This is a genomic window from Aquimarina litoralis, assembly GCF_039523995.1.
Classification (GTDB): Bacteria; Bacteroidota; Bacteroidia; order Flavobacteriales; family Flavobacteriaceae; genus Aquimarina; species Aquimarina litoralis.
Map to the genome: position 1 here is coordinate 1,466,217 of NZ_BAAAGE010000001.1, position 26,691 is coordinate 1,492,907.

The 26,691-nt window shown below is 32.8% G+C and carries 24 protein-coding genes; 5 read left to right on the forward strand and 19 right to left on the reverse strand.

Annotated elements, in window-relative coordinates; translation table 11 throughout:
• Positions 1-105: 105 nt before the first annotated feature.
• The 4 genes from ABD077_RS05930 to ABD077_RS05945 are packed head-to-tail and all read left to right on the forward strand — an operon-like array spanning position 106 to position 8,302.
• Positions 106-3,120: a SusC/RagA family TonB-linked outer membrane protein gene (locus tag ABD077_RS05930; protein WP_343911419.1), complete on the forward strand. Its 3,015-nt coding sequence runs from the start codon at positions 106-108 to the stop codon at positions 3,118-3,120.
• A gap of 39 nt (positions 3,121-3,159) precedes the next feature.
• A complete protein-coding gene (locus ABD077_RS05935; RefSeq protein ID WP_343911421.1) occupies positions 3,160-4,665 on the forward strand; it encodes a RagB/SusD family nutrient uptake outer membrane protein in 1,506 nt (501 codons plus the stop codon).
• Positions 4,666-4,673: 8 nt separating this feature from the next.
• Positions 4,674-5,873 (forward strand): glycoside hydrolase family 88 protein, encoded by a 1,200-nt coding sequence (locus tag ABD077_RS05940; RefSeq protein ID WP_343911423.1) that lies wholly within the window; start codon positions 4,674-4,676, stop codon positions 5,871-5,873.
• Positions 5,873-8,302 (forward strand): glycoside hydrolase family 2 protein, encoded by a 2,430-nt coding sequence (locus ABD077_RS05945; protein WP_343911425.1) that lies wholly within the window; start codon positions 5,873-5,875, stop codon positions 8,300-8,302. The genes ABD077_RS05940 and ABD077_RS05945 overlap by 1 nt, the downstream gene beginning before the upstream one ends.
• Before the next feature lie 81 nt (positions 8,303-8,383).
• On the opposite strand, the gene uxaC is transcribed toward ABD077_RS05945, so the two are convergent.
• Positions 8,384-9,793, reverse strand: coding sequence for a glucuronate isomerase (gene uxaC / locus ABD077_RS05950; protein ID WP_343911427.1), 1,410 nt, complete (start codon positions 9,791-9,793; stop codon positions 8,384-8,386).
• Positions 9,794-10,115: 322 nt separating this feature from the next.
• Here uxaC and ABD077_RS05955 point away from each other — a divergent pair, with 322 nt between their 5' ends.
• Positions 10,116-10,421: a hypothetical protein gene (locus ABD077_RS05955; RefSeq protein ID WP_343911429.1), complete on the forward strand. Its 306-nt coding sequence runs from the start codon at positions 10,116-10,118 to the stop codon at positions 10,419-10,421.
• Positions 10,422-11,074: 653 nt separating this feature from the next.
• On the opposite strand, the gene ABD077_RS05960 is transcribed toward ABD077_RS05955, so the two are convergent.
• The 18 genes from ABD077_RS05960 to ABD077_RS06045 all read right to left on the reverse strand — a co-directional run bounded on the left by ABD077_RS05960 (position 11,075) and on the right by ABD077_RS06045 (position 26,688).
• The gene (locus tag ABD077_RS05960) at positions 11,075-11,239 is read right to left on the reverse strand and encodes a hypothetical protein (protein ID WP_343911431.1); all 165 of its coding nucleotides are present in this window, start codon (positions 11,237-11,239) and stop codon (positions 11,075-11,077) included.
• Positions 11,240-11,396: 157 nt separating this feature from the next.
• Positions 11,397-12,149, reverse strand: a complete 753-nt coding sequence (locus ABD077_RS05965) for a LytR/AlgR family response regulator transcription factor (protein ID WP_343911433.1) — start codon at positions 12,147-12,149, stop codon at positions 11,397-11,399.
• Between the two features lie 21 nt (positions 12,150-12,170).
• Positions 12,171-12,596 carry a PH domain-containing protein gene (locus ABD077_RS05970; protein ID WP_343911435.1) on the reverse strand — a complete coding sequence of 142 codons (426 nt, stop codon included), beginning with the start codon at positions 12,594-12,596 and terminating at the stop codon, positions 12,171-12,173.
• An 11-nt stretch (positions 12,597-12,607) separates the two neighbouring features.
• Complete coding sequence (locus ABD077_RS05975) at positions 12,608-13,234, reverse strand: hypothetical protein (protein WP_343911437.1); 627 nt, start codon at positions 13,232-13,234, stop codon at positions 12,608-12,610.
• 215 nt (positions 13,235-13,449) lie between these two features.
• On the reverse strand, positions 13,450-13,827 hold the full coding sequence (locus ABD077_RS05980) for a hypothetical protein (RefSeq protein ID WP_343911439.1): 378 nt from the start codon (positions 13,825-13,827) through the stop codon (positions 13,450-13,452).
• Positions 13,828-13,871: 44 nt separating this feature from the next.
• On the reverse strand, positions 13,872-14,153 hold the full coding sequence (locus tag ABD077_RS05985; protein ID WP_343911441.1) for a hypothetical protein: 282 nt from the start codon (positions 14,151-14,153) through the stop codon (positions 13,872-13,874).
• 6 nt (positions 14,154-14,159) lie between these two features.
• Positions 14,160-15,065 (reverse strand): hypothetical protein, encoded by a 906-nt coding sequence (locus tag ABD077_RS05990; RefSeq protein ID WP_343911443.1) that lies wholly within the window; start codon positions 15,063-15,065, stop codon positions 14,160-14,162.
• 21 nt (positions 15,066-15,086) lie between these two features.
• On the reverse strand, positions 15,087-15,668 hold the full coding sequence (locus ABD077_RS05995) for a hypothetical protein (protein WP_343911445.1): 582 nt from the start codon (positions 15,666-15,668) through the stop codon (positions 15,087-15,089).
• A complete protein-coding gene (locus tag ABD077_RS06000) occupies positions 15,655-16,200 on the reverse strand; it encodes a hypothetical protein (protein ID WP_343911447.1) in 546 nt (181 codons plus the stop codon). The genes ABD077_RS05995 and ABD077_RS06000 overlap by 14 nt, the downstream gene beginning before the upstream one ends.
• 30 nt (positions 16,201-16,230) lie before the next feature.
• Positions 16,231-16,770, reverse strand: coding sequence for a hypothetical protein (locus ABD077_RS06005; protein WP_343911449.1), 540 nt, complete (start codon positions 16,768-16,770; stop codon positions 16,231-16,233).
• Between the two features lie 87 nt (positions 16,771-16,857).
• On the reverse strand, positions 16,858-17,463 hold the full coding sequence (locus ABD077_RS06010; protein ID WP_343911451.1) for a hypothetical protein: 606 nt from the start codon (positions 17,461-17,463) through the stop codon (positions 16,858-16,860).
• Between the two features lie 10 nt (positions 17,464-17,473).
• Positions 17,474-17,989: a hypothetical protein gene (locus ABD077_RS06015; RefSeq protein ID WP_343911453.1), complete on the reverse strand. Its 516-nt coding sequence runs from the start codon at positions 17,987-17,989 to the stop codon at positions 17,474-17,476.
• Positions 17,990-17,991: 2 nt separating this feature from the next.
• Positions 17,992-18,837 (reverse strand): DUF4138 domain-containing protein, encoded by an 846-nt coding sequence (locus tag ABD077_RS06020; protein WP_343911455.1) that lies wholly within the window; start codon positions 18,835-18,837, stop codon positions 17,992-17,994.
• A gap of 11 nt (positions 18,838-18,848) precedes the next feature.
• Positions 18,849-21,197: a TraG family conjugative transposon ATPase gene (locus ABD077_RS06025; protein ID WP_343911457.1), complete on the reverse strand. Its 2,349-nt coding sequence runs from the start codon at positions 21,195-21,197 to the stop codon at positions 18,849-18,851.
• Position 21,198: 1 nt separating this feature from the next.
• Complete coding sequence (gene traM, locus ABD077_RS06030; RefSeq protein WP_343911459.1) at positions 21,199-22,410, reverse strand: conjugative transposon protein TraM; 1,212 nt, start codon at positions 22,408-22,410, stop codon at positions 21,199-21,201.
• 36 nt (positions 22,411-22,446) lie between these two features.
• Positions 22,447-22,980 (reverse strand): M23 family metallopeptidase, encoded by a 534-nt coding sequence (locus ABD077_RS06035; protein WP_343911460.1) that lies wholly within the window; start codon positions 22,978-22,980, stop codon positions 22,447-22,449.
• A 34-nt stretch (positions 22,981-23,014) separates the two neighbouring features.
• Entirely contained in the window at positions 23,015-24,991 is a 1,977-nt protein-coding gene (locus ABD077_RS06040) for a TraM recognition domain-containing protein (RefSeq protein ID WP_343911461.1), read from the reverse strand.
• 542 nt (positions 24,992-25,533) lie between these two features.
• Positions 25,534-26,688, reverse strand: coding sequence for a hypothetical protein (locus ABD077_RS06045; RefSeq protein ID WP_343911462.1), 1,155 nt, complete (start codon positions 26,686-26,688; stop codon positions 25,534-25,536).
• Positions 26,689-26,691: the final 3 nt, after the last annotated feature.

The window sequence follows — 26,691 nt, forward strand, 5'->3', positions numbered from 1 at the left end:
AGATATATCATTTTGCAGCTCTTCTTTTCGTTGTGCATCATCTTTTTTTGTCTTCTCATTATATACCTCTACTAAACACACACACACTAACATAAATCAATACTCATGAATGCAAAGCAGACGTATTTAAAAATACTGAAAAAATCTATCCCAATTTTTATTTTAATGTTTGGAACTGGTTTGTTTGCACAAATCGAAATAACAGGAACTGTAACTTCTGATGACGGAGTTCCAATTCCTGGAGTTAATATTAGCGTGCAAAACGAAGCAATTGGAACTACCACAGATTTTGATGGGCTTTATAAGATAGAAGTTCCTGATGAAAGTTCAGTATTACTATTTTCCTATGTAGGATATACGGATCAAAAAATAACTGTCGGTTCTCAACGAAAAATTGATGTAACCTTATCTGCTTCTGTAGAATCGTTAGATCAAATTGTAGTCGTAGGATATGGATCTAGAAGAAAAAAAGATCTAACAGGATCAGTTGTATCGGTGGAAGCAGAGGATATTACAGCGTATCCATCAGCAACTGCGCAACAGACTTTACAAGGAAGAGCGGCAGGTGTATCGGTACAATCTGCCAACGGAGGAGAACCAGGAGCCGATATAAGAATACGAGTTCGTGGTGCTACCTCTATTAATGCTAGTAGTGACGCCATATTTGTAGTCGATGGTTTTGTTGGAGCTGCATTGCCCGCTCCAGAAGATATTGCTTCCATTCAAGTTTTGAAAGATGCTTCTGCAACCGCTATCTATGGTTCTAGAGGAGCAAATGGAGTAGTGATTGTAACAACTAAAAAAGGAAAGAAAGGAAGAATGAGAATAGATTTTAATACCTCTTATTCTACTCAAACAGTTACGAATACTTTAGATCTTTTAAATGCTGAACAATTTGGAGATTATATTCAGGAAATTAATCCCGGATATGTAAGAGGCTCCGCAGATACAGATTGGCAAGATGTTATATTCAAAACTGGTCAGATTGCAAATCATCAGATAGCATTATCTGGAGGTGCCGAAAATGTAGATTACTACCTGTCTGGAACTTTTTTTGATCAAAATGGAGCTGTATTGGGATCTGGATTAGAACGTTTTTCGTTTACAAACAACATCAATATTAATTTTTCTGATCGTTTAAAAGTAGGGATGAACGCTTTAGGAAGAAGATCTACTAGAGAAGGAGCGAGAACACAAGAATCTACTGGTGGAACTGGAAGTGCTGGCGCTATTTCTGCTGCATTTAGATTTAGCCCTGATCAAGGAATTAGAGATGCTAATGGAGATTTTACACTTCCGAGTGTAGGAGATGATATCGATAACCCTTTTGCAACAACCACACAAATCTTTAATGAAAGTGTAAATGATCTTTTTCAAACCAATGTATATGCGGATTTAAAGCTTTTTGAAGGATTATCCTTTAAATCTACACTAGGATATAACGTAAGAAATAATAGAGAAGGAACTTTTTTTCCTACCACCACGGTTAGAGGAGCTGGTGTTGGTGGAGAAGGAAGTATTCAAACAATTAAGCAAACTAATATTCTTTCCGAAAATTATTTTACATATAAAAATGATCTAAGCTTTGCTAAGTTTTCGGCTACTGTTGGATATTCTTATCAGAAAGAAAGATCAGAAAGAGTTACTACATCGGGAGCAGGTTTTTTAGATGATGGTTTTAGTTTTTGGAATTTAGATGGTGCAGCTAATCTACTATTCATAGAGTCGAGATTATTGGAATCGGAATTGGCATCTTATTATGGGAGAATCAATTTTGATATCCTAGATAAGTATTTAATTACATTTAATGCAAGACAAGATGGTTCTTCAACGTTTAGTGCTAATAATAAATGGGGATTCTTTCCTTCTGGTGCTATAGCATGGAATATGGGCGATGAGAGCTTTTTGCAAAACTCTAATCTAATTTCTCAATGGAAATGGCGAGTGAGTTATGGTCTTACTGGTAATAGAGCTATCCAACCCTTTGGAACCTTGGCAACTTATGAAGATATTATATCAATCCAAGGAGGAGAATTGGTGAATGCAGTTGCTTTGCAAAGATTAGCAAATGATAATCTAAAGTGGGAAACGACAAAGCAATTTAATGTAGGTGTAAACATAGGATTATTTAATAATAGAATTAGTTTAACAGCGGACTATTACGATATGATCACTGAAGATTTACTATTAGATAGACCTCTACCTGAGACTTCAGGACTAAGTAATCCAGTACAACTTCAGAATGTGGGAAGTTTAGAAAATAAAGGATTTGAAATAGAACTGTCTACCAGAAACCTAGTCGGAGCTTTTACCTGGAATACCAATATCAATTTTTCTAGAAATAGAAATAAAGTTTTGGAACTACCTGATGGTGAGGATATTCGTGATATTGGAAATTCAAGTCCAGGACACTTACTACTTCCTGATGTGCCAATATTAAGAGAAGGTCAGCCAGTAGGGGTTTATTTTGGATATGTATATGACGGAGTATACCAAAATGGAGATACATTTTTGCCAGGAGCGATTTTTGAACAACAAGCAGGAGGTGAAAGATACCGGGATCTTAATGGAGATGGAGAATTAAATAGTGATGATCAAACCATAATCGGTAACCCTCATCCAGATTTTACCTTTGGGATTAATAACACCTTTGCTTATAAAGGTTTTGATCTAAATGTATTTTTTCAGGGAGCAGTAGGAGGAGACATGTTTAACTTTACCCTTTTAGAATTAAATACACTAACAGGTTCTAGTAATGCTACTACCGAAGCATTAAATCGGTGGAGTTTGACCAATCCAAATACAAATGTTCCAAGTGCTGCTCAGCGAACTAGAATTATATCCTCCAGATGGGTATACGATGGTTCTTACGCTCGTTTAAAAAATATCACATTAGGATATACCTTTAATGAAAGGCTTTTAGAAAAACTAAAAATGACCAAGCTACGAGTGTATGTAAGTGGTCAAAACTTGGTAACATTTACAGATTATCCGGGATTAGACCCTGAAGTTTTATATCGATCGGACAGTAATAGCAGAAGTAATATAAATCTTGGTTTAGACTACGGAAGTTACCCAAATGTTAGATCCTATACCTTAGGACTTAATGTTTCTTTTTAAAAAGATAAACAACAATATAACAAACTTAAAATCTGACAAATGAAAAGGATAATTTTTATATTAATCATGGTAGCAACTTGGAGTGGTTGCACGGATTTGGAAGAAGAACCCATTGGAATTTTGGCTCCAGAAACTTTTTTTACCACTACTGATAACTTACAAGCAGCTGTGGATGGTGCCTACGGACATATAGCCTCAGAGGAATTTTGGGGAAGAAAATTTACGCTAAGTCTCCTTCTTCGAGGTGATATGGTAACCATTGGAGATCCAACTACTTCATCCAGAAGAATCGAAGTAGACGAGTTTCGTATGAATGGTGATAACGGAATGGTTACCAGTTTTTGGCCTAGAAGTTATGCAATTATTGGCTCTACAAATTATGCGATTGAAGGAGCTGCATCAGTAGAAGGAACCGAAGAAGAGGTTAATGCTATAGTAGCTCAAGCTCGTTTTGTAAGAGCATTTACGTATTATCACTTGGTACGCATTTTTGGAGAAGTACCCTATATTGATTTTGCCGTACGAGAAGCCGAAGCCTTATCAAGCATAGAAAAAACTTCTGTTGAAGAAATTTATGAAGGAATTATTGAAGATTTAGAATTTGCAAAAACTTGGTTGCCCGATCAACAACCATTTCGCTCAATGCCGTCTAAAGGTACTGCAGCTTCTTATTTGGCATCGGTATATTTAACTATTGGAAACTGGCAAGGTGCCTATGATGAAGCTACTTTTGTGATCAACAATAGTGGTAGATTTGGATATGCTTTGGAAGCAGATTTTCAGGATTTATTTGATGCAACCAAAGCAGACGGACTCGTAGAGCATATATTTTCAATTGATTTTAAAGGTTTAGATGTTATTAGTGGTGCTCCAGGAATTGATTTTCTACCACCAGTAACAGGTATGAGAGGTCCAGATATCGAAGGTTGGAGCGTGGCAGTGCCAACTGTTGCGGTATTTAATTCCTTTGATGATAATGATTATAGAAAAGCAGTAAGTTTTGATACTGAAGCGGTTTTCGATGGAGTAACTGTTCCTTGGCAAGATTTTGGAATGGCGAATAGGGGAGTTTCTAGACCTCATATTGCAAAATATTATCGTTTTCCAGGTACAGCAGGAAATAATAATAGAGACTCAGATCATAATTATGGAGCTATGCGATATGCAGAAGTGCTTTTAATTGCGGCAGAAGCTTCTAATGAACTTTCTGGTCCTACAGGAGAAGCTGTTGATTATATCAATCAAATTAGGGCAAGAGCTAGGAATGCTGCAGGAACGATGAATACTTTCCCCGAAGATCTTACATCTGGACTTTCTAAAGACCAATTAAGAGATGCTATTTTAGAGGAAAGGAGAATAGAATTGGCATTCGAATTTAAAAGATGGTATGATATTAAAAGACTAAATTTAGGAATGGAAGTTTTCGGACCTACATCTATGGAACCTCAAACAAATTTTGATAGTACTAGAGACTATTTGTTCCCTCTACCAGATGACGAACTAGGAAGAAACCCAAATTTATTGCCTCAAAATCCGGGATACTAATAACACTTATGAGAAAAGAAAAAGGACACATCTTTGTTCCAATAATTATCGTTTTATTGTTGATTTTTACTGGTTGTAAAGACACCTCTACATATAAAGCTGAAGAGGAGATAAACGGAGGAAATACCATTGCCAAATATTCTGATAGATTTTCATATTTGTTAGAATATCCAATAGATTCTATTGCCTTTCCTAGAAGTGCTGATGCAAATGGAGTCATAAAAAGGGTACCATCAAAAGATTGGACAAGTGGTTTTTTTCCAGGAAGTCTTTGGAATATTTATAGGTTGACAGACGATACACGATATAGAGATAGGGCAAAAGAGTGGACGGCATTTATTGAAAAAGAAAAGTATAATGATAAAACCCATGATATGGGATTTAAGGTGTTTTGCAGTTTTGGAAATGGATACAAAATACTAAATGATCCTACTTATAAGGATATCATTATTGCAAGTGCCAAAACATTATCTACACGCTATAACGATAAGATAGGGTCCATTCGATCTTGGGATTTTAATAAAGAAGAATGGCAATTTCCAGTAATCATAGATAATATGATGAATTTGGAACTACTTTTCGAAGCTTCTAAGTATTCCCAAGATCAGAGATATTATGATATTGCAGAGCAACATGCCAAGACTACTCTAAAGAATCATTTTAGAACCGATAATAGTAGTTATCATGTTGTAGATTATGATACTATTACAGGTCATATAAGATCTAAAGTAACACACCAAGGTTTTGGAAAAGAATCTTCGTGGGCTAGAGGTCAAGCTTGGGGGCTTTATGGATATACCATGGCATATCGGTATACTGAGAGTACAGAGTTTTTAGAGCAAGCGAAAAAAATAGCAACATTTTTAATACATCATAATAGACTTCCAGAAGATGCAATTCCTTATTGGGATTTTGATGCACCTAAAATTCCTAATGAACCAAGAGATGCATCGGCAGCGGCAATAATTGCTTCTGCAATGATAGAATTATATGAATACACAACAGACAAAAAGTATTTGGAATTTTCCGATAAGATCATGAGTAGTCTTTCTTCTGAAAACTATGTCATACAGGATAAAACTGAAGTGCCATTTATTTTAAAACATAGTACAGGAAATTGGCCTAAGAATGATGAGATTAATGGTCCAATTAGTTACGCTGATTATTATTTTTTAGAAGCAATATTAAGAAGAAAAGAACTTAAATAATGAAGAAGAATTGTAGATATATAACTGATTTTTCTTCTTGTAAATGCATGGGTTTTTTACTAGTTCTATTTATCTATTCTTACAGTTCGGCTCAGATATATCGATCAAAAGAAAACCTGAATTCTGATTGGCAGTATTTAGAAAAAAATATAGAAACTATTGACCAACTAGCTGGACAAAAGGATTGGATATCCATTAATTTACCACATACCTGGAATAACCATGATACGATGGATTTGGAACCAGGATATAGACGAAGTGCTAGCTGGTATAAGAAGAAAATTCAAATCAAAAATTTTAATGAAGATATAGCTTATGAGTTATATTTTGAAGGAGCCAATATAACCACTCAGTTATATGTAAATAATAATTTGGTAGGAAATCATATTGGAGGTTATATAGGGTTTTCTTTTGATATTACGGATTATCTCAAAAACGGTGAGAATGAGATTTTGGTGAAGGTAGATAATAGTTATGATCCTGAAATTATACCTTCTCAAAAAAGTGACTTTTTTATTTATGGAGGAATTACTAGAGATGTATGGTTGATTAAAAAGCATAAAACCCATATTTCGAATTTAAAAATTACTACTCCAAAGGTTTCTAAAGAAAGTGCTTCATTACAAGTAGCGATAACTATTGAAGGAATACAAAAAGAAGAAAAATATAAAGTAGAAGCTCAGCTGTTTGATCCGAACGGAAAAAAGATGCAAACTGTTTCTAAAACTATAAAGAATAAGCAATTTAATTTGGATTTTGAAAAGACTGCGAATCCTATCTTATGGGATATCGATGCTCCAAATTTATACCAAATACAGTTGGTATTATTAGAATCAGGAAAACAAATCGATAAGCTATCAGATCGGTTTGGTTTTCGCTGGTTTGAGTTTAAGCATAAAGGACCTTTTTACCTAAATGGTAGGAGAGTATTATTAAGAGGAACACACAGACACGAGGAACACGCTGGTTATGGAGCCGCAATGCCTAATGAATTACATCAGAAGGACATTAAAGCTATTAAAGAGATGGGAGCTAACTTTATAAGGTTAGCTCACTATCCACAGGATCCAGAAGTCTATAAAATGTGTGATGAGTTAGGACTTTTAGTGTGGGACGAACTGCCATGGTGTAGAGGTGGAATTGGTAATGAAAATTGGAAAAGGAATACCAAAACAATGTTAGAAGAAATCATCAATCAAAACTATAATCATCCAAGTGTTATAATATGGTCTTTAGGTAATGAAATTTATTGGTTGCCGGATTTTGAAGATGGAGATAATCAGGAAAAGATGAATACTTTTCTTAAAGAATTAAATACGCTATCACACACTTTAGATCCTTACCGAAAAACAGCCATTAGAAAGTATTATGCTGGTTCGGATATTGTTGATGTTTTTTCACCATCTATATGGTCTGGATGGTATTCAGGTAGTTATGTTACTTATGAAAAAGCTTTAAAGAAGTATATAAAAGAGTATCCACACTTTCTTCATGCAGAATACGGCGGATCCAGTCATTATGGTAGGCATACAGAAACTCCGATAGATGGTTTAGGAGAAATGGATAATGATGGTTGGACCGAAGCTATTACCCAAACCGCCGTCACAAACATTGCCAAAATTGGTGATTGGAGTGAGAATTATATAGTAGATCTATTTGATTGGCATTTAAAAACTTCTGAAACTACACCCTCTTTTGTAGGAAACGTGCAATGGGCATTCAAGGATTTTGGAACACCATTACGACCAGAAAATGATATTCCTTATGTAAATCAAAAAGGAATTATGGATCGAGAAGGAAATCCAAAAGACGCTTATTATGTTTTTAAAAGCTATTGGGCCAAAGATCCATTTGTTTATGTAGAATCTCATTCCTGGACAGAAAGACAAGGACCAAAAGACAAATCAAGAACAGTAAATGTTTACAGTAACTGTGATACCGTAGAGTTGTTTTTTGATGGGAAATCTTGTGGGAAGAAACAAAAGGATATATCTGTGTTTCCTGCTTCTGGACTTACTTGGGAGGTTCTTTTTAAAGAAGGAGAAAACAAACTGAAAGCTGTGGGTTATAAAAATGGAGATAAGGTTACAGATAGTGTGGATATTAATTATAGAAATAAGAAAAATGGAGTAGCTAATGCTCTGAATCTTTCCTATGAGAAAATGAATAACGGAAATTATTTGGTAATCGCAACAGCATTAGATAAAGAAGGGTTAAGATGTTTGGACTACGAAGAAAGAGTATATTTTCAATGTCTATCGGGTGGAGAAACTAAAAAGTTTATGGGGACACCGATGGGAAGTGAATCTATAAAAATGTCAAATGGAAAAGCAGTAATAGAAGTAATACCTCATAATGGAAAAGAAAAGATTAAAATGATGGTGTTAAACCAGAGTTTTAAAGGGACTTATTTAACCATACCATTATGATTAAATAAAGTTCTCACATTTTGTTAGTTTTTGAATTGTTTTTAGGGGAGTTATCTTTCGGGATTTCTTCCCTAATACTTTTTAAAAAGGGAAGTATGCTTTTGCATTATAAAAACAGATATCAGCAACAATCTTACCTAACCATTTTTCATCTTTGGGAAGCATTCCATTTTTTACATCATTTCCCAATAGATTACAAAGAATACGACGAAAATAATCATGTCTTGGAAAAGACAAGAAACTTCTAGAATCTGTAAGCATACCAACAAAACAACTAAGCATCCCTAAGTTGGATACCGTATTTAGATGCTTTTCTATTCCATCCTTTTGGTCTAAAAACCACCAGGCGGCACCATATTGAACTTTTCCTTTTGTGGATCCATCATTAAAATTACCAGCCATTGTTGCAAAAACCTCATTTTGCGAAGGGTTTAGATTATATAGTATTGTTTTAGATAGTTGATCAGATTTGTCCAAAGAGTTTAAGAACTTGCTTAAGTTTTTGGCTTGCAAAAAATCACCAATAGAGTCAAAACCTGTATCAGGACCAAGCTTATGAAGAAGTCTGGAATTATTATCTCGTATTGCTCCTAAATGGAATTGTTGTACCCATTCTCTTTTATGATAAAAAGTACATAAAAAATAAAGAACTTGATATGTAAAATGATGTATCTCGCCATTTTCAAGAGGTTTTTTTGATTGTATCTTTTTAAAAATACTGTCGATAGAATAGTTTTCTTCTAGCTCAAAAGACAGTGTTTCTAAACCGTGATCAGCCAACCTACAACCTAATTGATGGAAATAATCAATTCTGCTTTCCAAAGCTGTTAAAAGATCATCAAATGAATTTATCTGTATGTTTGATGCATCACTAAGCTGATCTAGATATTGTAAATAAGTATTTGAATCCTGAATAGTATAGGCTTTATCTGGTCTAAAAGTAGGTAACAGCTCCATAGATTTTTTCTGAGTAGCATAACTGTTATGATACTTTAAGTCATCTATTGGATCATCAGTAGTACATACAGTGATTACATTATTCATTTCCAATAATCCTTGTGTCGAATGATTCGGCATTTGCAGCTGTTCATTGGTTAATTCATAAATTTTATCTGCTGTAGTTGGAGATAGTATTTCAGAGATAGAAAAGTATTTCATTAGCTCCATTTGTGACCAATGAAATAAGGGATTTCGTATGGTATAAGGAACTGTTTCGGACCATTTTAAGAACTTATCTTTATCAGTAGCTTTTCCTGTAATAAAATCTTCAGTAATACCAAGTGTTCTCATAGCTCTCCATTTATAATGATCACCATGAAGCCATGCCTCAGTGATGGTATTAAAATTTCTATTCTGACAAATATCTTTTGGGGATAAATGATTATGATAATCTATAATCGGTAGGTTTTTTGCGTAGGTATGATATAGAATTTTAGAAAAATCATTTTGTAATAGGAAATCATCATGTATAAAAGGAGACTTAGCTTTCATGCTATCTATTCTTTAATTGTGAACGCAAGATAAATAGTTGCAGGAGTCTAATGATCTACTTTAGGGTAGTGGATTGTTCAGTATTATGGAGTGTATTAAAATTTTGTTTAGCATTAAAGCGCACATAATCATTTTTCAAAGTGTCTAAATAATAATATTAATGCCAGAAAGATTAGCTATATAAAAGTTGTTTTCTACAATTAGTATCGTCCACATATTACACAAATGCTGTCGGCTATTACTTAGTGCTTAGAATCAAATGGTCCTTATATATATCTTGTGTCAAAGCAGGATTTAATTTTCCGAATAAAAACTCTCTTTGATGATTTATAAAAATGATATTATAAAAAGGTTGATTCAAGCGATATTGAAAGAAATTTCATTAACCAAAGAAAGAATTAGGAGAAAGAAAAAAAGAAATAAAAAGTATAATAAAATTGATAGTATATTAAAACCACAAAATTCGGAAGACCTATTAAATAAGAAAAGACTGGATCATTATATAGAACTGTTAAAAAGCTTACCTTTTTATGATCAAAAGATTGTTCATAAAGGAAGTATAGTTCAGCAGCAAAATCTGATCACAAAAACAAAAAGGGAAATACATAAACCCAAATTATCAAGATAAAATCATATAAGAGATTCCAATAAAAGTTCTGCAATAGTCCTATGTTCTCTTATACAATTTAGGCTGTCGTAAGCAGATTCTTTGTTTGAAAAGTGTAAAGCCTTTTTATATTTAATAATTAGCTTAGCCCAAAACTACTTCTTTTATTAGTTTTATTTCTAGAAGATGATGTTACATTTTTACCTTCTGTATTTCTGTTTGTAAAAGACCTTGAGGGAGCCTTAGTCAGACCATTGATGAATCCAGAGTTTAAGCTATGCTGTTGTGAATTGCTTTTATTTGATTTCCCTATGCTTCTAGTATTGTTGGTAAGATAAAGGGCTGCTTTTATCTTTTTTAAGCGAATAATATTTCTTAATCGTAAGATCGCAAACTTATATTTTAACCATTCCCGACGAATGGATGTTTTTGATACCTTATAATATTTATCGAAATTCTCTAAACTGTCTAACCTTTTTTCGTAATCTTTAATGGCACGATTATATATTTCTATGAAGCCAAGATTTTTATCTATTTGTTTCTGATAAGAATTTTTTATTTTTTTCTAAGGTCACGTTTTTCTGTATTTTCTAATTTTTGACGACGTTCTTGCGCTAAACTATTATATCTGTCTACATATTTTTGGCGGATTGTTTTGTAGAGATTATACTTTTCTAGATACTGTTTTTTGTAATTCCTCTTATGTCTATTTTGTACTGCTTTGATATACGAACCACTTTTAATTGCATTTTTAATGCGTCAATGGCTGTTTCTAATGTAGATATTGGAGTAGTGGATTTTGATAATTCTTTAAGTTGATCTTTAAGTGTTGCTTCCATAATAGATGATATTAGTTTAGGTTAGAGTATGGCTTTTTTATTTGAAAGGAGTTATAAATATATAGGTATCAGTAATCCTTTACTAAGGTAAGTTAATAATTGAGCAGCTTCCTGTAATAAATGGTAGATTCCATATTGAAGCAATGTATTTTGTTGTTTATTTTATTCCTAAAAATTGAAAGAGTGATTCTTTTTTTCTTTTTGCTACAGGAATCATATCTCTATTATTCATTTCTACATAAACCCCATCTTTTTTTTGAACATTAACTATGTTATCCATGTTAACTAAAAATGAGTTATGTATTCTGAAAAAGTTATTGTTCACTAGTTTTTTTTGATATTCTCCAATATTCGTACTAGAAACGACTGTTTTGTTTTTAGAAGCATGAAAAGTTGTATAACGGCCTTCCGATTCTAAATATAGAATGTCACTTATTTTTAATAGTTTGATATCATTGGAGGAAGGAATAGCCAATAAATTAAGAGGTTTTGGTATAGAAATATTATTAGGCGGAATGTTAGGGAAATCCTTTTGAGTCAGTAGGTTTTGTTTTACTTTCTCTATAGCATCGACAATATTTTTAGAATCAATAGGTCGGGTTATAAAGTTAATAGAGGTATCTGCTATTACCTTTAGCGTTCGTTCTTGTTTCGTGGTAATTAAAAGTAATTCTTTTTCATGGATAGCATATGGAAGTTCTTCTAAAATTTCAAATGCATAATCAATACCTGTTTGAAGCCCTAAAATGATGATATCATAAAATGTATTGTTGATAATCCTTTTAGTTTCTTTTGGATTATTACTTATACATCTAATTGAAATATCAGGACACTGTTTTTCTATGAAACATTTTAATTCTTGCGCTTCTTGAGTGTTTTGTTCTATGATGATAGCTGTAATAGTTTTCATATTGTTACTACGTTTATAGGTTTAATGAAAATCTAATTCTTTAACTCCTTTAACATCCCTTCTGCGATCTACTGCTATCCTTATTTTTTCGGTTAATTTATTGCCTTCTTCTATTCCTTTTAAAATATACAAGGGATCGGTACTATCAGAAGTGGTTAAAATGATATTAGATAGTCCAAATATTCTCAGAATGAGCGGTTGTTCCAGTCTAATGTCTTTTACTCTATAGAGTTCTAATTGGTTTGTTGATATAGAAAGAATCCCTCGTTTTTCAATAATTCGCTGATCTGTTATTGTTACTTTATTATATTTCGTATCTAGAAACTTCCATAAGGCAAGGATTAATCCTAACCCAAATACCACAATTAAAATAACACAGCATATGTAAAACATAAAGTTCATCCACTGTGATGGTGTACCTTTCCAGATGTTATTTTCTACTTCCATAGTTAAATCTTTTACTTAGGAATACTAATAGGTTTAGATTTTAAAAGATAGTTTTCTATTAATAAACCATGAGGATTTTCATTAGTTCTGGCCACATTATGAAGCACGAAATTTGCTCTAAACTCATTCACAGATTCTACTTTTTGATCAGTTCTGGATACTCTAAGTTTACCATAGAATTTTGCTTTATAAGGAGTTACCTTATCATTTACTTTTATAGAGTCTATATCTATTTTTTGAGTTAGGTTTTCTGTTACCAATTTGGCAAGATGACCATTAGCTTGTAATGTTTTAAATAATTGCTTACCTGATCTTCCAGACAAGTATAAGGCTCTATCAATTCGTCTTTTGTAATTAAATTGGTCTATTTCCCAGAAAGACTCATGAAACATTTTTATATGATTTATGATTTCTGGTTTTCTGAATTCATCCACTTCATTTAATGAGATTCCTTGCATCATAGCGGCCTGACCATCTTTTGTCAATACGAAAGCGGTGTTTTTAATATTGTTCGTTGTAACAAAGGCCCAGACAAGACTTCCGATAGAAATTAGCGTACTTATAATTAAACAGTATAATAGTGCTCTTTTTGCTAAAGCAAAACTTGCCGGAATATTCTTTAATGATTTTAAGTCCATTAGTATTAATTTGTGCTATTAGTTATTTACAAACGTTAAGGGTTATCCAGATATGAATTGATATTACTTGCGATACTTTAGTGGGGAAAAAAGCAATTCAAGAATATACGATAGAATAAGATTTGCTTGGTATTTGCTGCAAATTATTTTCTAAGTAATACCGAATAACCCTTTATATAGTTTAATTGATTAGGATATATTAGGTGTTAACCGTATTAGTCTTGTATTTCTAAGTCTGCCGCATCTGGTAAAAAGATATTGGCTATTAGTGCTACTAGCCCAAAGATGGCTAACCCCATGATGAATCGAACAAAGTTTTTCTGAGCTTGTTCATTTCCTTGCATATATTGAATAAATATTAGAAATCCTCCTCCGATAGAAAAAATCCCAACAGCAGCATTTAAGATAGCTCTTATAGAAGTACTCCATTCACCAATCTTTTCTTCTACACTCTGTCCAAAAACTGGTGCCATATACAATAACATTAAAAGAATTGTGCATATTAATTTGGGGATTTTAATTTTTGATTTTAGGGATTTAACATTCAATTTATTTAGATGTTGTTGTACTAGATTTAACTTGATTGTTTTCATTGTTTTAAAATTTGATTTAGTGATTATATATTTAGTTAAAGAGTTTATTTTGTTTTTAAAAGAGATCTTAAGGGCTGTTCAATTCGTACACATTTAATACTGGAATTATATTTTAATAAGGTGCTTAACTGACCTTTTTGAGGATATTTTTTTTGAATTTTTACAAATACAACTGCGATTCCGATAAATACAATCGATAGTAGAAATGAAACAAATACAGTGAATAAAAAGAGTATAGAGCATACCGCAATCACTACAATTGTTACTAGATCAAAGCCTGCTATTACAGGTTTTTTCTCTAATACTTTGGGTGTTTTATATTCCATTGTTACTTATTTTCCGTTTCGTCTATTATTTTCTCTGGAAGAAGATGTTCCTCTAGCGAACTTACTGTAGTACATTTCTCTGGCAGCCGCAAAAAGATATCCATTAGTATCACCGTCACCAGAACCACCAACTAAAAAGTTTGCATATTTTGGTACTTGTAGAATGAACATAATCATAACGATTTGTAGCACCAGAGAATATAACGGTTGTGCAAATCCCTCTAAGGGAGCTTGACTTATTAAGGTTATAATAGTCTGAAATATTCTCAAAATAGGAACCCACAACAGTACCGAAAGAAATCCGAAAAACCATTTTTTAAGAATTTCAAAATTGGCTGGGACTAGAGAAAGAGGTAATACTAATACACCAATAATAAAGTATACAGCTTTTAATAGCAGTTGTCGTATCATGAGATATCCTACTACTACTAGAGCAACTATTTGTACAAGAAAGTGTATCATTTCTAACAGTGTGGATACTTGAAGTATGTCATATATACTTGGGATATCTGCATTTCCTGTGGCAACGTTTAAAACACCAATTAGAGTACGCTGCATGGCTCTTTCAAAAAGACCCCAGTTGCCATATCCTGTTGCGGAAAGTGCCGCGGTTTCTGTTATTTGTGTAATTAGTCTAGAAGGTTCAAATAGTAGTAATTCTACCAATGGCTGATATAAAACCAGTGCAACAAGTATTAGCACTGGTTTTACTAAGATATAAGGATCCATGTTCCCTGCTGGGTTCATGAAATATGTAAAAACCTTGGAAGATACCAAAATTATCATGATAACTGCTGCCAACGCGTAGCTATATGGCATCAAAGTTTCTACGAAAACTTTGACTCCTGTAATATTAGAATCACCTCCAAAAATATAGAAGTTTATTGTGTCTAAAAATTCAAAAATATCCATGATATAGTTTTTGTGTTTAAATTATCTAGCTAGTATTCTGGTTACTGTCATTTTAGCTTTTATTTCTTTATTTATCCTAAGTATGTTGTTTTTAATAGGGGATATCCTTGTCAATAGTTTTAGATACGAAGTATATACATGTCCTGTTCCTCCACTTATAAATACACCGCTGGCTATAATGCTATTTTCATTTTTTATTTTCATTAGGTAATTCTCTTCTTTTTTTAATTCATTTTCGTATCTAGATAAACCTGAGCCAAATAGAAAAGAAGTTACTTTTAGAATTCTAATATTTGCACGTATATCTCTTATCTTTTGTTCTAGAAATTGGATTTCTTTTTGTGCGGCATAAATGATCAATGAATTAGCTCCAATATTTGAAGCAGAAAATGTTCTTTTTGAATTATAGCTTTCTTCTGTTTCTTCTAACCCTTTTAAAAGAGCAGTTTGCAGGTTTCTTTGGGATAGTTCATAACCGAGCATTGCGTTAATGGTAGCTTTTTGACCGGCAACAAAAGCATCAGCAATACTCTCTGAATGTGTTTGTGCCAGCATCCAGTAGTTAGATAGTAGTAAAACTATAACAAGTTTAATAGGTTTCATTTTCTAGTGTTAGATTGATTACATTTTCTAATGCGGTAAGTATTAGTAATACACGTTCACCTTCTGGGATAGGATTTATAGGATTAAGGTAGTCGCTAAGTTTTTGACTCTCGGATTCTAGTTTACGCTTAAATCTTAGTTGAATGACACCATTCTTAAAAGTATCATTGCCGAAGGCAGGGTTCAAAGGGTATTTTTTCTTTATATACCCGTAGCTATTATATCCAGTTACACTGCTAAAAGTAGATCCGCTGATAAAGTTTTTAAGCGATACCAATTGAATCCCAAAAGCTGGATTATAACTAGTTAACTCTGTTAATTGATCGTTTATAGGAGCAGTAAATATTCTTGTACTACCAGCTCTTGCTAACTCTTGAGTATTTAATGTTCCGTTAATTAAATTAATGCGGTTATAGGAGGACTGTGATAATAAATCTGGAGACCATCCAGGTACTGTCCAACTTATTGTTATTTGTGCATTTGCCAAATTGAGCATGAGTAAAAAGGTAATACAAGTTAGTATGAGTTTCATGAGTATTCTTGATCTATTAGGTTGCATTTTTTAGTTGAAAAAATTATGAAGGAGTTTACTGCGATCAATATTGTCTTCCACAATATCCATGGATCTATGTATTTCTGTTAAAGACTTCATTGTATTTTGAAATAGATTGAGCTTTTCTCCATAAATAACATTAATACTACTTTGAGCTAGCAATGCTTTTTGTGTGTTATTAAGCATTTTTTCAATGAATTTTAGCATTTTTTGATTTTCCTTTCTCTTGGAATAGTTAAAAAAAGATAATGACTCATTTCTGCGTTTTAAATCATAGTACCTATTAAAAGAAACAGAAATTTCATCTCTTATTTTATTAGAGATCACAGCAGAAGTAACAAGATAGGTCAGTCGTTTTCCGTAGTCTACATTAAATCCCGATACCCTTCTAAGTGTATTTCTCTCTGCGGTTGTTGAACCAGAATATAGTCCTGTAGATACACCAGAGCCAGTTAATGATCCTGGATCAGTAAGAAAAGGAAAGCTTTGTGCATTTAATACAACTGAGCATAGAATGAATAAAATTGTTAACCATTTTTTAGTTTTCATTGTTAGTTGTTTTTAGAAATAAGTATGTTCATCATAAATAGGATTTCATCTAAAACTATTTTTATTCGTTAAGCTTATTTACTTACCTTACATGGTAATTTGAATAAGTTTTAAGTATTTATATAATTCTAAAAACTCTTCATAGTTAAGAACTGAGATTCCTGCTGCAGATAGGAAAAGCGATTGTCTGGCATCTCTTCCATTTTTAGAAAATTCTCTGAGAAGTTTACTACGTAGGCGATAAATTTCTTGTCTTTTGGAGGATTTGATTTTTGAAGTACTTACATATTGTAGAGCAAGTAAAAGAGCAAGATCCATATTTGCTTCCTTCATATATTCTCTTTTTTCTTTGGTCATATATGGTAGAGAACTATTCGCTATCTCCGAAGTTCCTAGATTTAGTAATGATGTTCCCAAAGAACTAGCAATAAATTCATTCCGTTTGTCGAAAAGGGGGTTTCGTCGGTATTGTAAATTAAGTTGAGTTTGATGGCTTACTAAAGCTCTTGATAATTGGCTGTTAACAGCAGTTAATGTGGTATTTCTAATCCCTAGAATAGTAATCAAGCGTGATAATTTTGCTCTGGTTTGTGCATCGTTATTATTAATATGGGTATGAAGGTGAATAAATTGACCATACCCAACCTGAATACTAAAAAGTACGAGGATACATAATTGATAAATTATTTTCATGATTAGAATTTTAAGGATTATCGAACAAAAGCCGTGTATAAAAATTATCTTTTTCTACTTGTATTTTTAGAGTTTCTAGTTCTTTTAAAATGGTGTTCGTTATATGAATGTATTTTTCTGTGATCTGCTCCTGTACACCACGATTAACCTGATTTAAAGTGGGTGTGGTGGCTAGTAATAAGACCTTTTGATGTGCATTTCTTAAATAGTTATACTTGTTCTGACATTTACTTTTTTTAAAAGGATTTATATAACTGTTGCACATGGTGTTGTATTCAAAGTAATTGATATAGACCAGACTTGTGATCCCAGAATTAAATCGTACTCTCGAAGGTTTCTCTAGACCTGCTGTAGCTGCCGCTGCCGCAAAACCTAGATTGGTTGTTAAAGATTGTCGCTGTAAGTTTTGAACATTATTAGCCTCAAAGTGTCGGGAAATAAGACCGGGAATATCGAAATATGGTATCTGTGCAGAACTAAGATTGTAAGTGCATATAACCATTATAGATATGATTAGCTTTTTCATTATTAAATTACTTTAGGTTTTAATAGTTCTTCTCTGGAAATGTTCAGCGTTGCTGATCTTCCTCCATTCTCTTCAAAAATGTCAACAGATAGTTTTTCCTTTTCGTTGAGCATGAATTTGTCAAATAATAAGGTTACTTTTTTTTGACCTTCGCCAATGATTTCAAAATCATCTGTACAGATATTAATTGGCTGTATGACACGTTCCTGGTATAAATAGTCTTTGGTAAATCGTTTACGTAACTTGGTTCGAAACAAAAAATGGTCGATATCAAAGTCTATAGGAGATTCATTTTTTAGTTCAAGACGTAATCCGATTTTTTCTTTGATATAAAAAATTCCTGTAACACGAATCCTGATATCACCAGACTTTCCGTTTTTAATGCGTAGTTTGTTGTTGCTATGGCGATCCAGTTGTTTGCATATAGATTCGAAAATAGCAGATTCTTCTTTATCCTTGTTGGCTTCTTTTTTTACTACATCTACATAGGCTTTAGTTCTTTTTACTTTATAAGTTAGATTATTAGAAAACCTATTAAATCCTAGTACTATAGAATAGTAGCCCCCATCTTTAGTAATTACCGTTAGGTTGGATATTTGACTTCTTACATCTACTAATTCTTCTCCTATATGTTTTAGCCTAATCATTTGTTGTGTGGTATCTGCCACGAAATAAGGAGATCCAACATCTAGGTATTTAATTTTTTGGTCAAACAAAAGATGGGTAGTCTTTATATCCGATACTTCTAGCGTATCTTGTTCATATAATGGGACTAAATTTTTTTGACAGTATATAGTGTTGCAAGTCAGTAAGGTCAAGCCGACTATGAAAGTGATTTGTTTTTTCATTGATGTTTGTTTTAAAGTGTCTCTACAAATTCAGTTAATGCTAGTTCCATGTTTTTTTGATTATGATAGGTATCAAAAATGATCTTGTTTTCATCTGCATTCGAAGAATAACAGGCGTATCGCTCTGGTGATACACTCACTTTATATACATTAGAAACACTTCCAACTTTTATGAAAACTTCTCGTTTATCTGTGGAAAACAGTTTCTCTAAATCTGATTCACTAAATGAAAGATATTGAGCAAACTTATCTTTAGTAGCCATTTTCTTTTTATGTGATAAAAGAATCATCGTATCTGTATTGTTGATCATTGCTGGTCCTGCAGGTGTATCCAGAATATCCTCTACATCCTGAGTCGCAATAGCTACTTCCCCATAAAATTTCCGTACAGTTTTGTACAAATATTTGATAAACTGAGCCATTTCTCCTTTAGAAATGGGTTTCCAACATTCATCAATGAAAATGGATTTTTTTGCTTCAGGAATTTTTCTAATTTTACTCATAACTACATCAATACATAGCATAGTTACTAATGGGAATAATACAGGATGATCTTTGATATTGTCCATTTCAAAAACAATAAATCGTTCTTGTACCAGATCGATAGGAGTTTCGGAGTTGAGTATTCTATGATATTTCCCATCGTAGAAATCTCGTAAGGAGAGTTGAAAACTTATTTTATCAAAATACTTTTCCTCATTATCCATTACTTCATTTTTATCCACAAACTCATAGAATGAAGCCATGCAAGGATAAGTATCGTCTTCATGCTTAAATGTCTCATAATACGCGTCGAGATATAAACCGATTACTTGTTTTTCTTCTCTTCTAAAAGGATCTTCACCCTTCCATAAAAAGATGATAAGTGAGGTTAAGAATATCTTTTTGTCGTTATTAACTTCATCAATATGATTAAAATGAAATGGGTTGAATTCCAAAGGTACATCTGGATCGTAAGCGTAATATTGTCCTTTTACCAAATTGCACAGTTTTTTATAAGAATTACCAATATCAATCATTACAATATGATGTCCTTGCTCATAATACTGACTAGCAATATGATTGATCAAAAATGATTTACCCGTACCAGATGGACCAAAGATTAAACGATTTCTATTTACAATTAATCCTCTTTTTACAGGTTCTATCCATAGATCTAATCGCACAGGAGCTCCATTTTTGCGATCAGTGAGTAGTATTCCGTCCTTATTACCCTGATAATAACTTTCAAAATTGAGGAAGACTGGTGTTTGTTCGGAGATACCAATAAACTTGTATATCTCGGGAATTGTAGCACAGGCTCCAGGAACATTAGCCATAAAAAGATCTTTTAAAGAATGCTTTATTTGATAAGGGGTAATGGATAGTTCTTTAAATGCATTCTCTAGTTGATTTTTATGGTTTTCTAACTTATCCTCTTCGGTATCCCATAAAATGATATTAAAGTGCTGGTACACAAAACGCAATTCCTTTTCAATTACATTATTCACCAATTGATCAATCTGATCATAGGTAACCTCATTTTCTTTGGATAAAATGGCTAAACTTTTAAACTGATTTAGTTTTGTTTTAAGTTTTGAAAATACCTTTTCGGAATTATCAATAAAGATTACCTGATTATAAATATGATTGCATTCCAGACCGAGACAAACAGGTTGTATAAATGGAATCTGAAAATCGGTTCTCTGTGTAGAGAAATCTATATTTTTTTTGGTGGTTTCTATAGATAAGGGTAATTGATTGTAGGAAGTAATAGCGTACATTTCAGCGATTTTTTCGCCAACTTGTAAGCGTTTGTCAAAAAACAAATCTTTTAATGATTGCTGTCCTTCGGCAGATAATGAAATATACTTTCCAAGTATGTTTATGATTGTTTCAGAATCCAGAGAATTCACTTCAAAAAACTCTTCTTTTGCCAAAAATGAAATGCTTGTATTTACAACTTTTAGAAAGTCGTTAACCTCATCCATATATTTTTGATACAATTTTGTATTACTTGTTAGGCTAATTTTATTCTTAGAATCCTTGGTAATAAATAAATAGCATTCATGACTAAGAGTAGGTTTCTCATAAAAGAATTTGTTATCACTTCTAGAAAGCATTTGATCTCCTTGGGTTACTGCTTCTTTTATTTTATCAACGAAAAAATAATCTTGTTTTTGAATAATGGTATTCTCTGGAAGAGAACGAATGATTTTGTCAAATAACTGATTGATTCGGTTAATACTCTCTTTATCTAATGAATAAATTTGTGGTAGTTGTAGTTTGTAACCTACTGTGATATCCCCATTTTTTGAAATGATCAAGTCATTTTCTACTGCGTAAATAGGGAAAACCTTATGTAAAGATTCATTATTCATCTTATTTGGTGTTTATATTAAACCATAAATGATATTTCTTCGGCATAAAAACTCTTCGTTTGTCAAAGACTTCTTTACCAGCTTCTTTAGTAGCAGAGAGTATGGCAATATCTTTGGCTTCATCTAGATTTACTCCAGAATCATTATTGCCGAAAGTAGCTGCTTGAGTTCCTTTTTGATAGGCATAATTATAGACATCTTTAGCAACTTGTCCAGGCATTTTAGGCCATGTACGATTCCCAAGATGAATTCCTTCAACCCCATCGAAGTCAAAAAGACTAAAATCTAGGATATAAAGCTGATCTCTGTCCTTATAGCTATTGATATCAATTAATAAGCGATTTGTACCAAAGGATATTCTACCATATACGATCGCACCTTTAGGAATTAAAACTGCTGGATTCGTAAGACGGACTTCTTTTTTTGTTCTGATTGCGATTGTACTTCCTTGAACAAGAATTCCTTGATCGACAGTCTCAGCAGGGATAAGTCCTAAAACTTCATCCTTGTTGGAACCTGATCCAGCGCCATGGAAATAATTTTGTTGTTTGAATTTAGATTGAATTTGCCCAGCGATTTTTTCAGTAACATTTGTACTTATTTCTGTTATTTTTTCGGGTGTTAGTTGATTAACAGCAAGCCCTCCTATACCGGTTTGACGTTGTTGCGAAGCCTGAGTAATTTCGCTATAGGTTTCCATTAATTTTTGAATGTCTTCTATATCTGTATAATTTCCATTAGGTGAAGCCTGCTCCATGGACTGTGCCATTAACTGCTCTTGTAGCTCCATGAGTTGTTGTATTTCATCATTAACAGGTTCTGGACGAAATGAAGGGATAGACTTATTTCCGTTTCTAGATTGTTTTCTTCTTGTATTCTTTAAAATTTCGGGTAAATTTTCACCAGTTTCAGCTTCGTCTCCAATGATCAAAGATTCATCGATAATATGCTCTTCATGTTCTTTGGCAACATCCCCTAATCCTTTAACCACATCACTTCTTTCTATGTTGTCAAAAGACTCTCTTTCGTACTCTTCTATTTTTGATTTAGGTTTTATTTTTTGCTCATCTACTTTGGGAGTACTAATCGATAATTGATTTTTTCTTTTTTGTACTTGATCAGAGGGGAAGATGATTATTTTCAATAACACTGTTAAGAGTACTATGCAACCTACTCCAACAATAGCAACAATAGTTTTCTTTTTTTTGTCCATGGTTTATAAAATGTTTTGTGTGAAAGTTGATAGGTTTTATACTTTGTCTTTAGTTTGATTTTTTAGGATATATTTCCATATGGATACCGGATCAATTTTTTGATTGTTGATATGTATCTCATAGTGTAGATGAGGTCCAGTCGTCATTCCGGTATCTCCTACAAATCCAATAACTTGTCCTTGGGATACGATATCTCCTTTTTTGGCCAGATTTATCCATAAATGAGCGTACACAGTTTTTACAGATGATAAATGATGTATCGTAATACAGTTTCCGTATCCTTTTTTAAAGCAAGAGTTTTCTACAATCCCTGCAGCAGTGGCTAATACTGCAGTTCCTTTTGGTGCAACTAAATCAATTCCAGAATGCATTTTGGTTTCTAAGTGAATTGGATGTTTTCTGTAACCAAAAGGAGAAGATACTCTTCTGAAATCTTTCTTTTTTAAAGGAAAATAGGTTGGGATATTTTTGACAGATATTTTGGTTGTTTTTTTCTGGATTTCTTGAGCCTTGCATAAAAATCCAAAAGCAAATACCGCGAGTAGTGTATAGGTGAGTTTGATGTTCATGAGAGATGATTGAAGGTGTGATGTTTAAATGGTTTTAGGAATTCATTTCTTCCTTAATAAGATCATTTAGGTTGCTATTATCAGACTGTTCCGTTTGTGTTTCACTAAATTTTGATAATTCTTCATCAATTAGATTGTCTATCTCGGCTACAATTCGATTAAAATTGCCATCAAGTAATTTTTCAATATCATTGTCTTCTCCAATGGTTCTTGGAATTGTTTTTTTAACTTGGTCTTGGCGATTATCAACTTTTATTTTTCCTCTAAATATTTTTCGGGTAATTTCTTCACCAAAATTATCCGCTACAACACCTACGAATTCTCCTTGTGATAGTTGCGAAATAGTAGCGACTGGGATTGCGTATTCTAGATTTTCATTAATGGTATATGAAGTACTGCTCGTATCTACATTTACATTCTTCAGTTTTTGTTTCTTTTTACCAAAAATCTCCTGTAGTTTAGAGGCAGTTTCACTTCTTACAGATCCACTGAAAATGTTACCGACAATGTTGAATATCGTTGCGGCTACTTCATTCCCATAATCTCTTTTTAATTGCTCTAGATCCTGCATACCAATGGTAGTAGAAATTTTATTAGATCTCGCGGTAGCGATTAGATTATCTAATCCCATAAAATACATGGTAGGTAACTCATCAATAATGACAGAACAAGGTTGACGTTTCTGAGTATTAATCTCTTTCAGTAATTGTGTTGCAATAAGACCTAAAGCAGGTGAATTAGTAGTTTGAGTGGAAGGTGAATTTGCCAGTACCAAAATCGAAGGTTTTTCGGGGTCATTTATACTTAGAGATACATTAATTTCTGGATATATATTGTTTCCCATTACCCAAAAAAGTTCTTTTGTTGCAAGCTGTGATAGGGGAATTCTGGCAGAAGCAGTTTGGCCAGACAATTGTTCATAAGCTTGTTTTTCTAAAGCATCCGCAAAAGGGGTCATAAAAAACTTTAGTTCTGGATAAGAACCAAGAATTCTAAATACTTTTTCGTCTGAACAAGATGCCAAAGTTATTGCATGTGGTAGTGTGCAGTATTTTCCATTTTCATAAATCTTTAGGAAATAGATGCAGGAAGCGAAATAAGAGATTGCAGATTGAGCAAAAAAATCCTTTTTAGTTATCCATTCCTTATTTAAGTTATAAAGTACCGTTTGGGAAGCTTCTATTGCATCTGCAGCTTTACGTATGAGATCCGGACTGATAGGATTTACAAAACAAGATTTCTCAATGTCATCAAGTGAGATTACGTTAAACGTGGGTTCAATGTTAAATTGATTTTTGTAGTATTCATAGAAGGCATAGGTCTCTTTGGCTAGTGATGGGAATTTAAAATCATAAACCAACATAGAGAACTGCTTCTTAATATGTTGTCTTATATACTCTTCTATTACCGAATAAGACTTACCAGAACCTGGTGTACCAAGTACCATTGTAGCTCTAAAAGGATTAACTACATTAATATATCCGTTATCGGTTTTAAAATTCACCGAATATTTATTATTCATTACTCCTTTTTCCTGTTTAAAAACGAGGTTTTCATCATTAAACTCGTCTTTACTTCCGAAATAATTAAAATGTCTTCGGATCATAAATAAGGCCCAGATAAATCCGACTAGAGATACAGTCGTTACAATCAGGTGTGGAATTAAAGAAATAGGAAATTCAGCACTTAGAATAAATAGGAGAGCACCTATGATTAGTGTTATGTAATAATGCATATGCTGTGCATCTCCTTCTGGTTTTTTTTTCACATGAAACCCAAAAGAAGCAAAAGAAAAAATAGAAAGAACAATGCTTCGATTAAAAAAAGAGTGTTCGAAAATAGGAGCTTCTTTATATAGCTTATAAATAAGATTATTCAGATATTTAGATGATATTCCGTGTTTGGTAAAATCATCTAGATAATACGTATATATATCAACACCCAGAATACAAATACATAGCAGCATGGTAACTAATATGATCATATCTATAGAAAGTTTACTGTCCTTCATGTGTTATAGTTTTTTTCAAATTGAACTTTTATGAATCAATGTGTTATTGCTAATCATAACTGGGACAAACCTAGATAAAATCGCATGTGCATCTGGGATTTTGGGTGAGACAAAAGCGGGACACTTTTATTAAAAAATATGCTCTTAATATTCACTTTACACTTAGTTAATATGCCTTTTTTCGTTTTTAGAAAGGATATTATTGCTATGTATCTGTAATATCAGTTAATTACAAAACAGCAAGACGTACATCGAGATTAGAAATTTTAATTTTCTATAAAATCAAGGGGTTTTATTTTTTGGAATTACCATAAATATTATTTTAAAGTTTGAACGAAACAATATTTATAGTAGTATGGCTTGTGTATTATGTGCTTTGTTTTAGGTTTTGGCTTTCATTTGATTGTTTACTTTCCTATGCGAATTCAAACATTTTGAAACTTGGTATATAGCTTATAAAAGTTTTGAAGAATACTTTCAGGCACTATTATTTGTGTCTATTAGAATGCTAATTTAATCATGATCATTCAAGCAATGTAAAGTTATCCAAACTTGATTGGTTTGTGGCGTCTTCCAGGTTTGTAACCTTCTGGTTTCTTTTGTTTTTTATTGGTTGTTTTTTCACCACGATTAACATTAATAAACGACCTAATTTGTTCTTTAGTTAATAATAATGTTTCATTAATATTATTTTGCCTCGTTCCCATTCCTTGTTCTAATTCAAGCGGTGGCGGTGGCGGTAGTACACCATATTCTTTCATCTGCTGAATTGCTAGATGATTTTCGTGGTCGTTTCGTAAAGCTCCTATTTCATGGTCTAATTCTCTTTGCCTACTTTCTCGTTTAGTTCTTTCTTTAATCAATTCTTTTACTGATTTGGCTTGTCTTCTTGCTTTGCTTCTTGGTATGTAATCTCTTACTAGCCAATAGGATAAAGGGATTGCCACCACTAGCATACCGAAGATGCCCCCAAACGCGGCACCAATAGAAGCTGCAGTAATAACAGCCGCCGCAGTTGCTGACTCACCAGCGGTAAGAGCTCCGATTATGGTACCTACGCCCATACCGGTATTAAGCCCCAACCTACCAATATTAGAAGAGTGTTTTTTATCGCGATCTTTTCTTTTTTTATCAGCGTTATTAATAGCAGTTCTATCATCCCAGGGTTTTGGATTGTTTCTAAGCCGTTCTTGTAATAGCACTTTTAATTGATCATCACTTAAATTATGCTCTGCTATCAATTGAGCTTTTTTACTTTCCTTATCTTTAATGTCATTTTCATGTTTAGTAAGAGCCTCATTATCTTGAGGAATTACTCTTTCCTTTTGTTTTATTTCCTGGTCTAATGATCTTATGGATTCACTCAAATGTTCTCGATGTCTATCAACATTGATAGCATCTATTGTTTCCTCATCTGTGAGTGTTCTTTTTCGTAACGAACGAAAAACTTTTCCTGCTTTTGTAGTTTCCTGTTTATAAAATAACTGTCGTAATTCCTCTTTTGTTATAGTTTGCAACACCCGATCAACCCTATTTAATAAATTCCGATTATTAGCTATTCCAACCACATCATCGCCTTGCATTTCTGCAAGTTTAAAGTCATATTTATGAAGTTGGTTTAGATCTTCTCGAGTTATACTTCCTTCTGATTTTTCTATTAAAAGGTTATCAATTCCTAAGTTTTTTGGTAGCCACATGTA

Bases quoted from the DNA above. Each gene is read 5' to 3' on its own strand.
- ABD077_RS05945 (WP_343911425.1), top strand. From the start codon at position 5,873: ATGAAGAAGAATTGTAGATATATAACTGATTTTTCTTCTTGTAAATGC.
- ABD077_RS06040 (WP_343911461.1), bottom strand. From the start codon at position 24,991: ATGAAGGACAGTAAACTTTCTATAGATATGATCATATTAGTTACCATG.
- ABD077_RS05995 (WP_343911445.1), bottom strand. From the start codon at position 15,668: ATGAAACCTATTAAACTTGTTATAGTTTTACTACTATCTAACTACTGG.
- ABD077_RS06045 (WP_343911462.1), bottom strand. From the start codon at position 26,688: ATGTGGCTACCAAAAAACTTAGGAATTGATAACCTTTTAATAGAAAAA.
- ABD077_RS05935 (WP_343911421.1), top strand. From the start codon at position 3,160: ATGAAAAGGATAATTTTTATATTAATCATGGTAGCAACTTGGAGTGGT.
- ABD077_RS05965 (WP_343911433.1), bottom strand. From the start codon at position 12,149: ATGAAAACTATTACAGCTATCATCATAGAACAAAACACTCAAGAAGCG.
- ABD077_RS05980 (WP_343911439.1), bottom strand. From the start codon at position 13,827: ATGAAAACAATCAAGTTAAATCTAGTACAACAACATCTAAATAAATTG.
- ABD077_RS05970 (WP_343911435.1), bottom strand. From the start codon at position 12,596: ATGGAAGTAGAAAATAACATCTGGAAAGGTACACCATCACAGTGGATG.
- ABD077_RS06010 (WP_343911451.1), bottom strand. From the start codon at position 17,463: ATGAAAATAATTTATCAATTATGTATCCTCGTACTTTTTAGTATTCAG.
- ABD077_RS06005 (WP_343911449.1), bottom strand. From the start codon at position 16,770: ATGAAAACTAAAAAATGGTTAACAATTTTATTCATTCTATGCTCAGTT.
- ABD077_RS05940 (WP_343911423.1), top strand. From the start codon at position 4,674: ATGAGAAAAGAAAAAGGACACATCTTTGTTCCAATAATTATCGTTTTA.
- ABD077_RS05955 (WP_343911429.1), top strand. From the start codon at position 10,116: ATGATTTATAAAAATGATATTATAAAAAGGTTGATTCAAGCGATATTG.
- uxaC (WP_343911427.1), bottom strand. From the start codon at position 9,793: ATGAAAGCTAAGTCTCCTTTTATACATGATGATTTCCTATTACAAAAT.
- ABD077_RS06035 (WP_343911460.1), bottom strand. From the start codon at position 22,980: ATGAACATCAAACTCACCTATACACTACTCGCGGTATTTGCTTTTGGA.
- ABD077_RS06000 (WP_343911447.1), bottom strand. From the start codon at position 16,200: ATGAAACTCATACTAACTTGTATTACCTTTTTACTCATGCTCAATTTG.
- ABD077_RS06015 (WP_343911453.1), bottom strand. From the start codon at position 17,989: ATGAAAAAGCTAATCATATCTATAATGGTTATATGCACTTACAATCTT.
- ABD077_RS05975 (WP_343911437.1), bottom strand. From the start codon at position 13,234: ATGGACTTAAAATCATTAAAGAATATTCCGGCAAGTTTTGCTTTAGCA.
- ABD077_RS06020 (WP_343911455.1), bottom strand. From the start codon at position 18,837: ATGAAAAAACAAATCACTTTCATAGTCGGCTTGACCTTACTGACTTGC.
- ABD077_RS05930 (WP_343911419.1), top strand. From the start codon at position 106: ATGAATGCAAAGCAGACGTATTTAAAAATACTGAAAAAATCTATCCCA.
- ABD077_RS05985 (WP_343911441.1), bottom strand. From the start codon at position 14,153: ATGGAATATAAAACACCCAAAGTATTAGAGAAAAAACCTGTAATAGCA.
- ABD077_RS05960 (WP_343911431.1), bottom strand. From the start codon at position 11,239: ATGGAAGCAACACTTAAAGATCAACTTAAAGAATTATCAAAATCCACT.
- ABD077_RS05990 (WP_343911443.1), bottom strand. From the start codon at position 15,065: ATGGATATTTTTGAATTTTTAGACACAATAAACTTCTATATTTTTGGA.
- ABD077_RS06025 (WP_343911457.1), bottom strand. From the start codon at position 21,197: ATGAATAATGAATCTTTACATAAGGTTTTCCCTATTTACGCAGTAGAA.
- traM (WP_343911459.1), bottom strand. From the start codon at position 22,410: ATGGACAAAAAAAAGAAAACTATTGTTGCTATTGTTGGAGTAGGTTGC.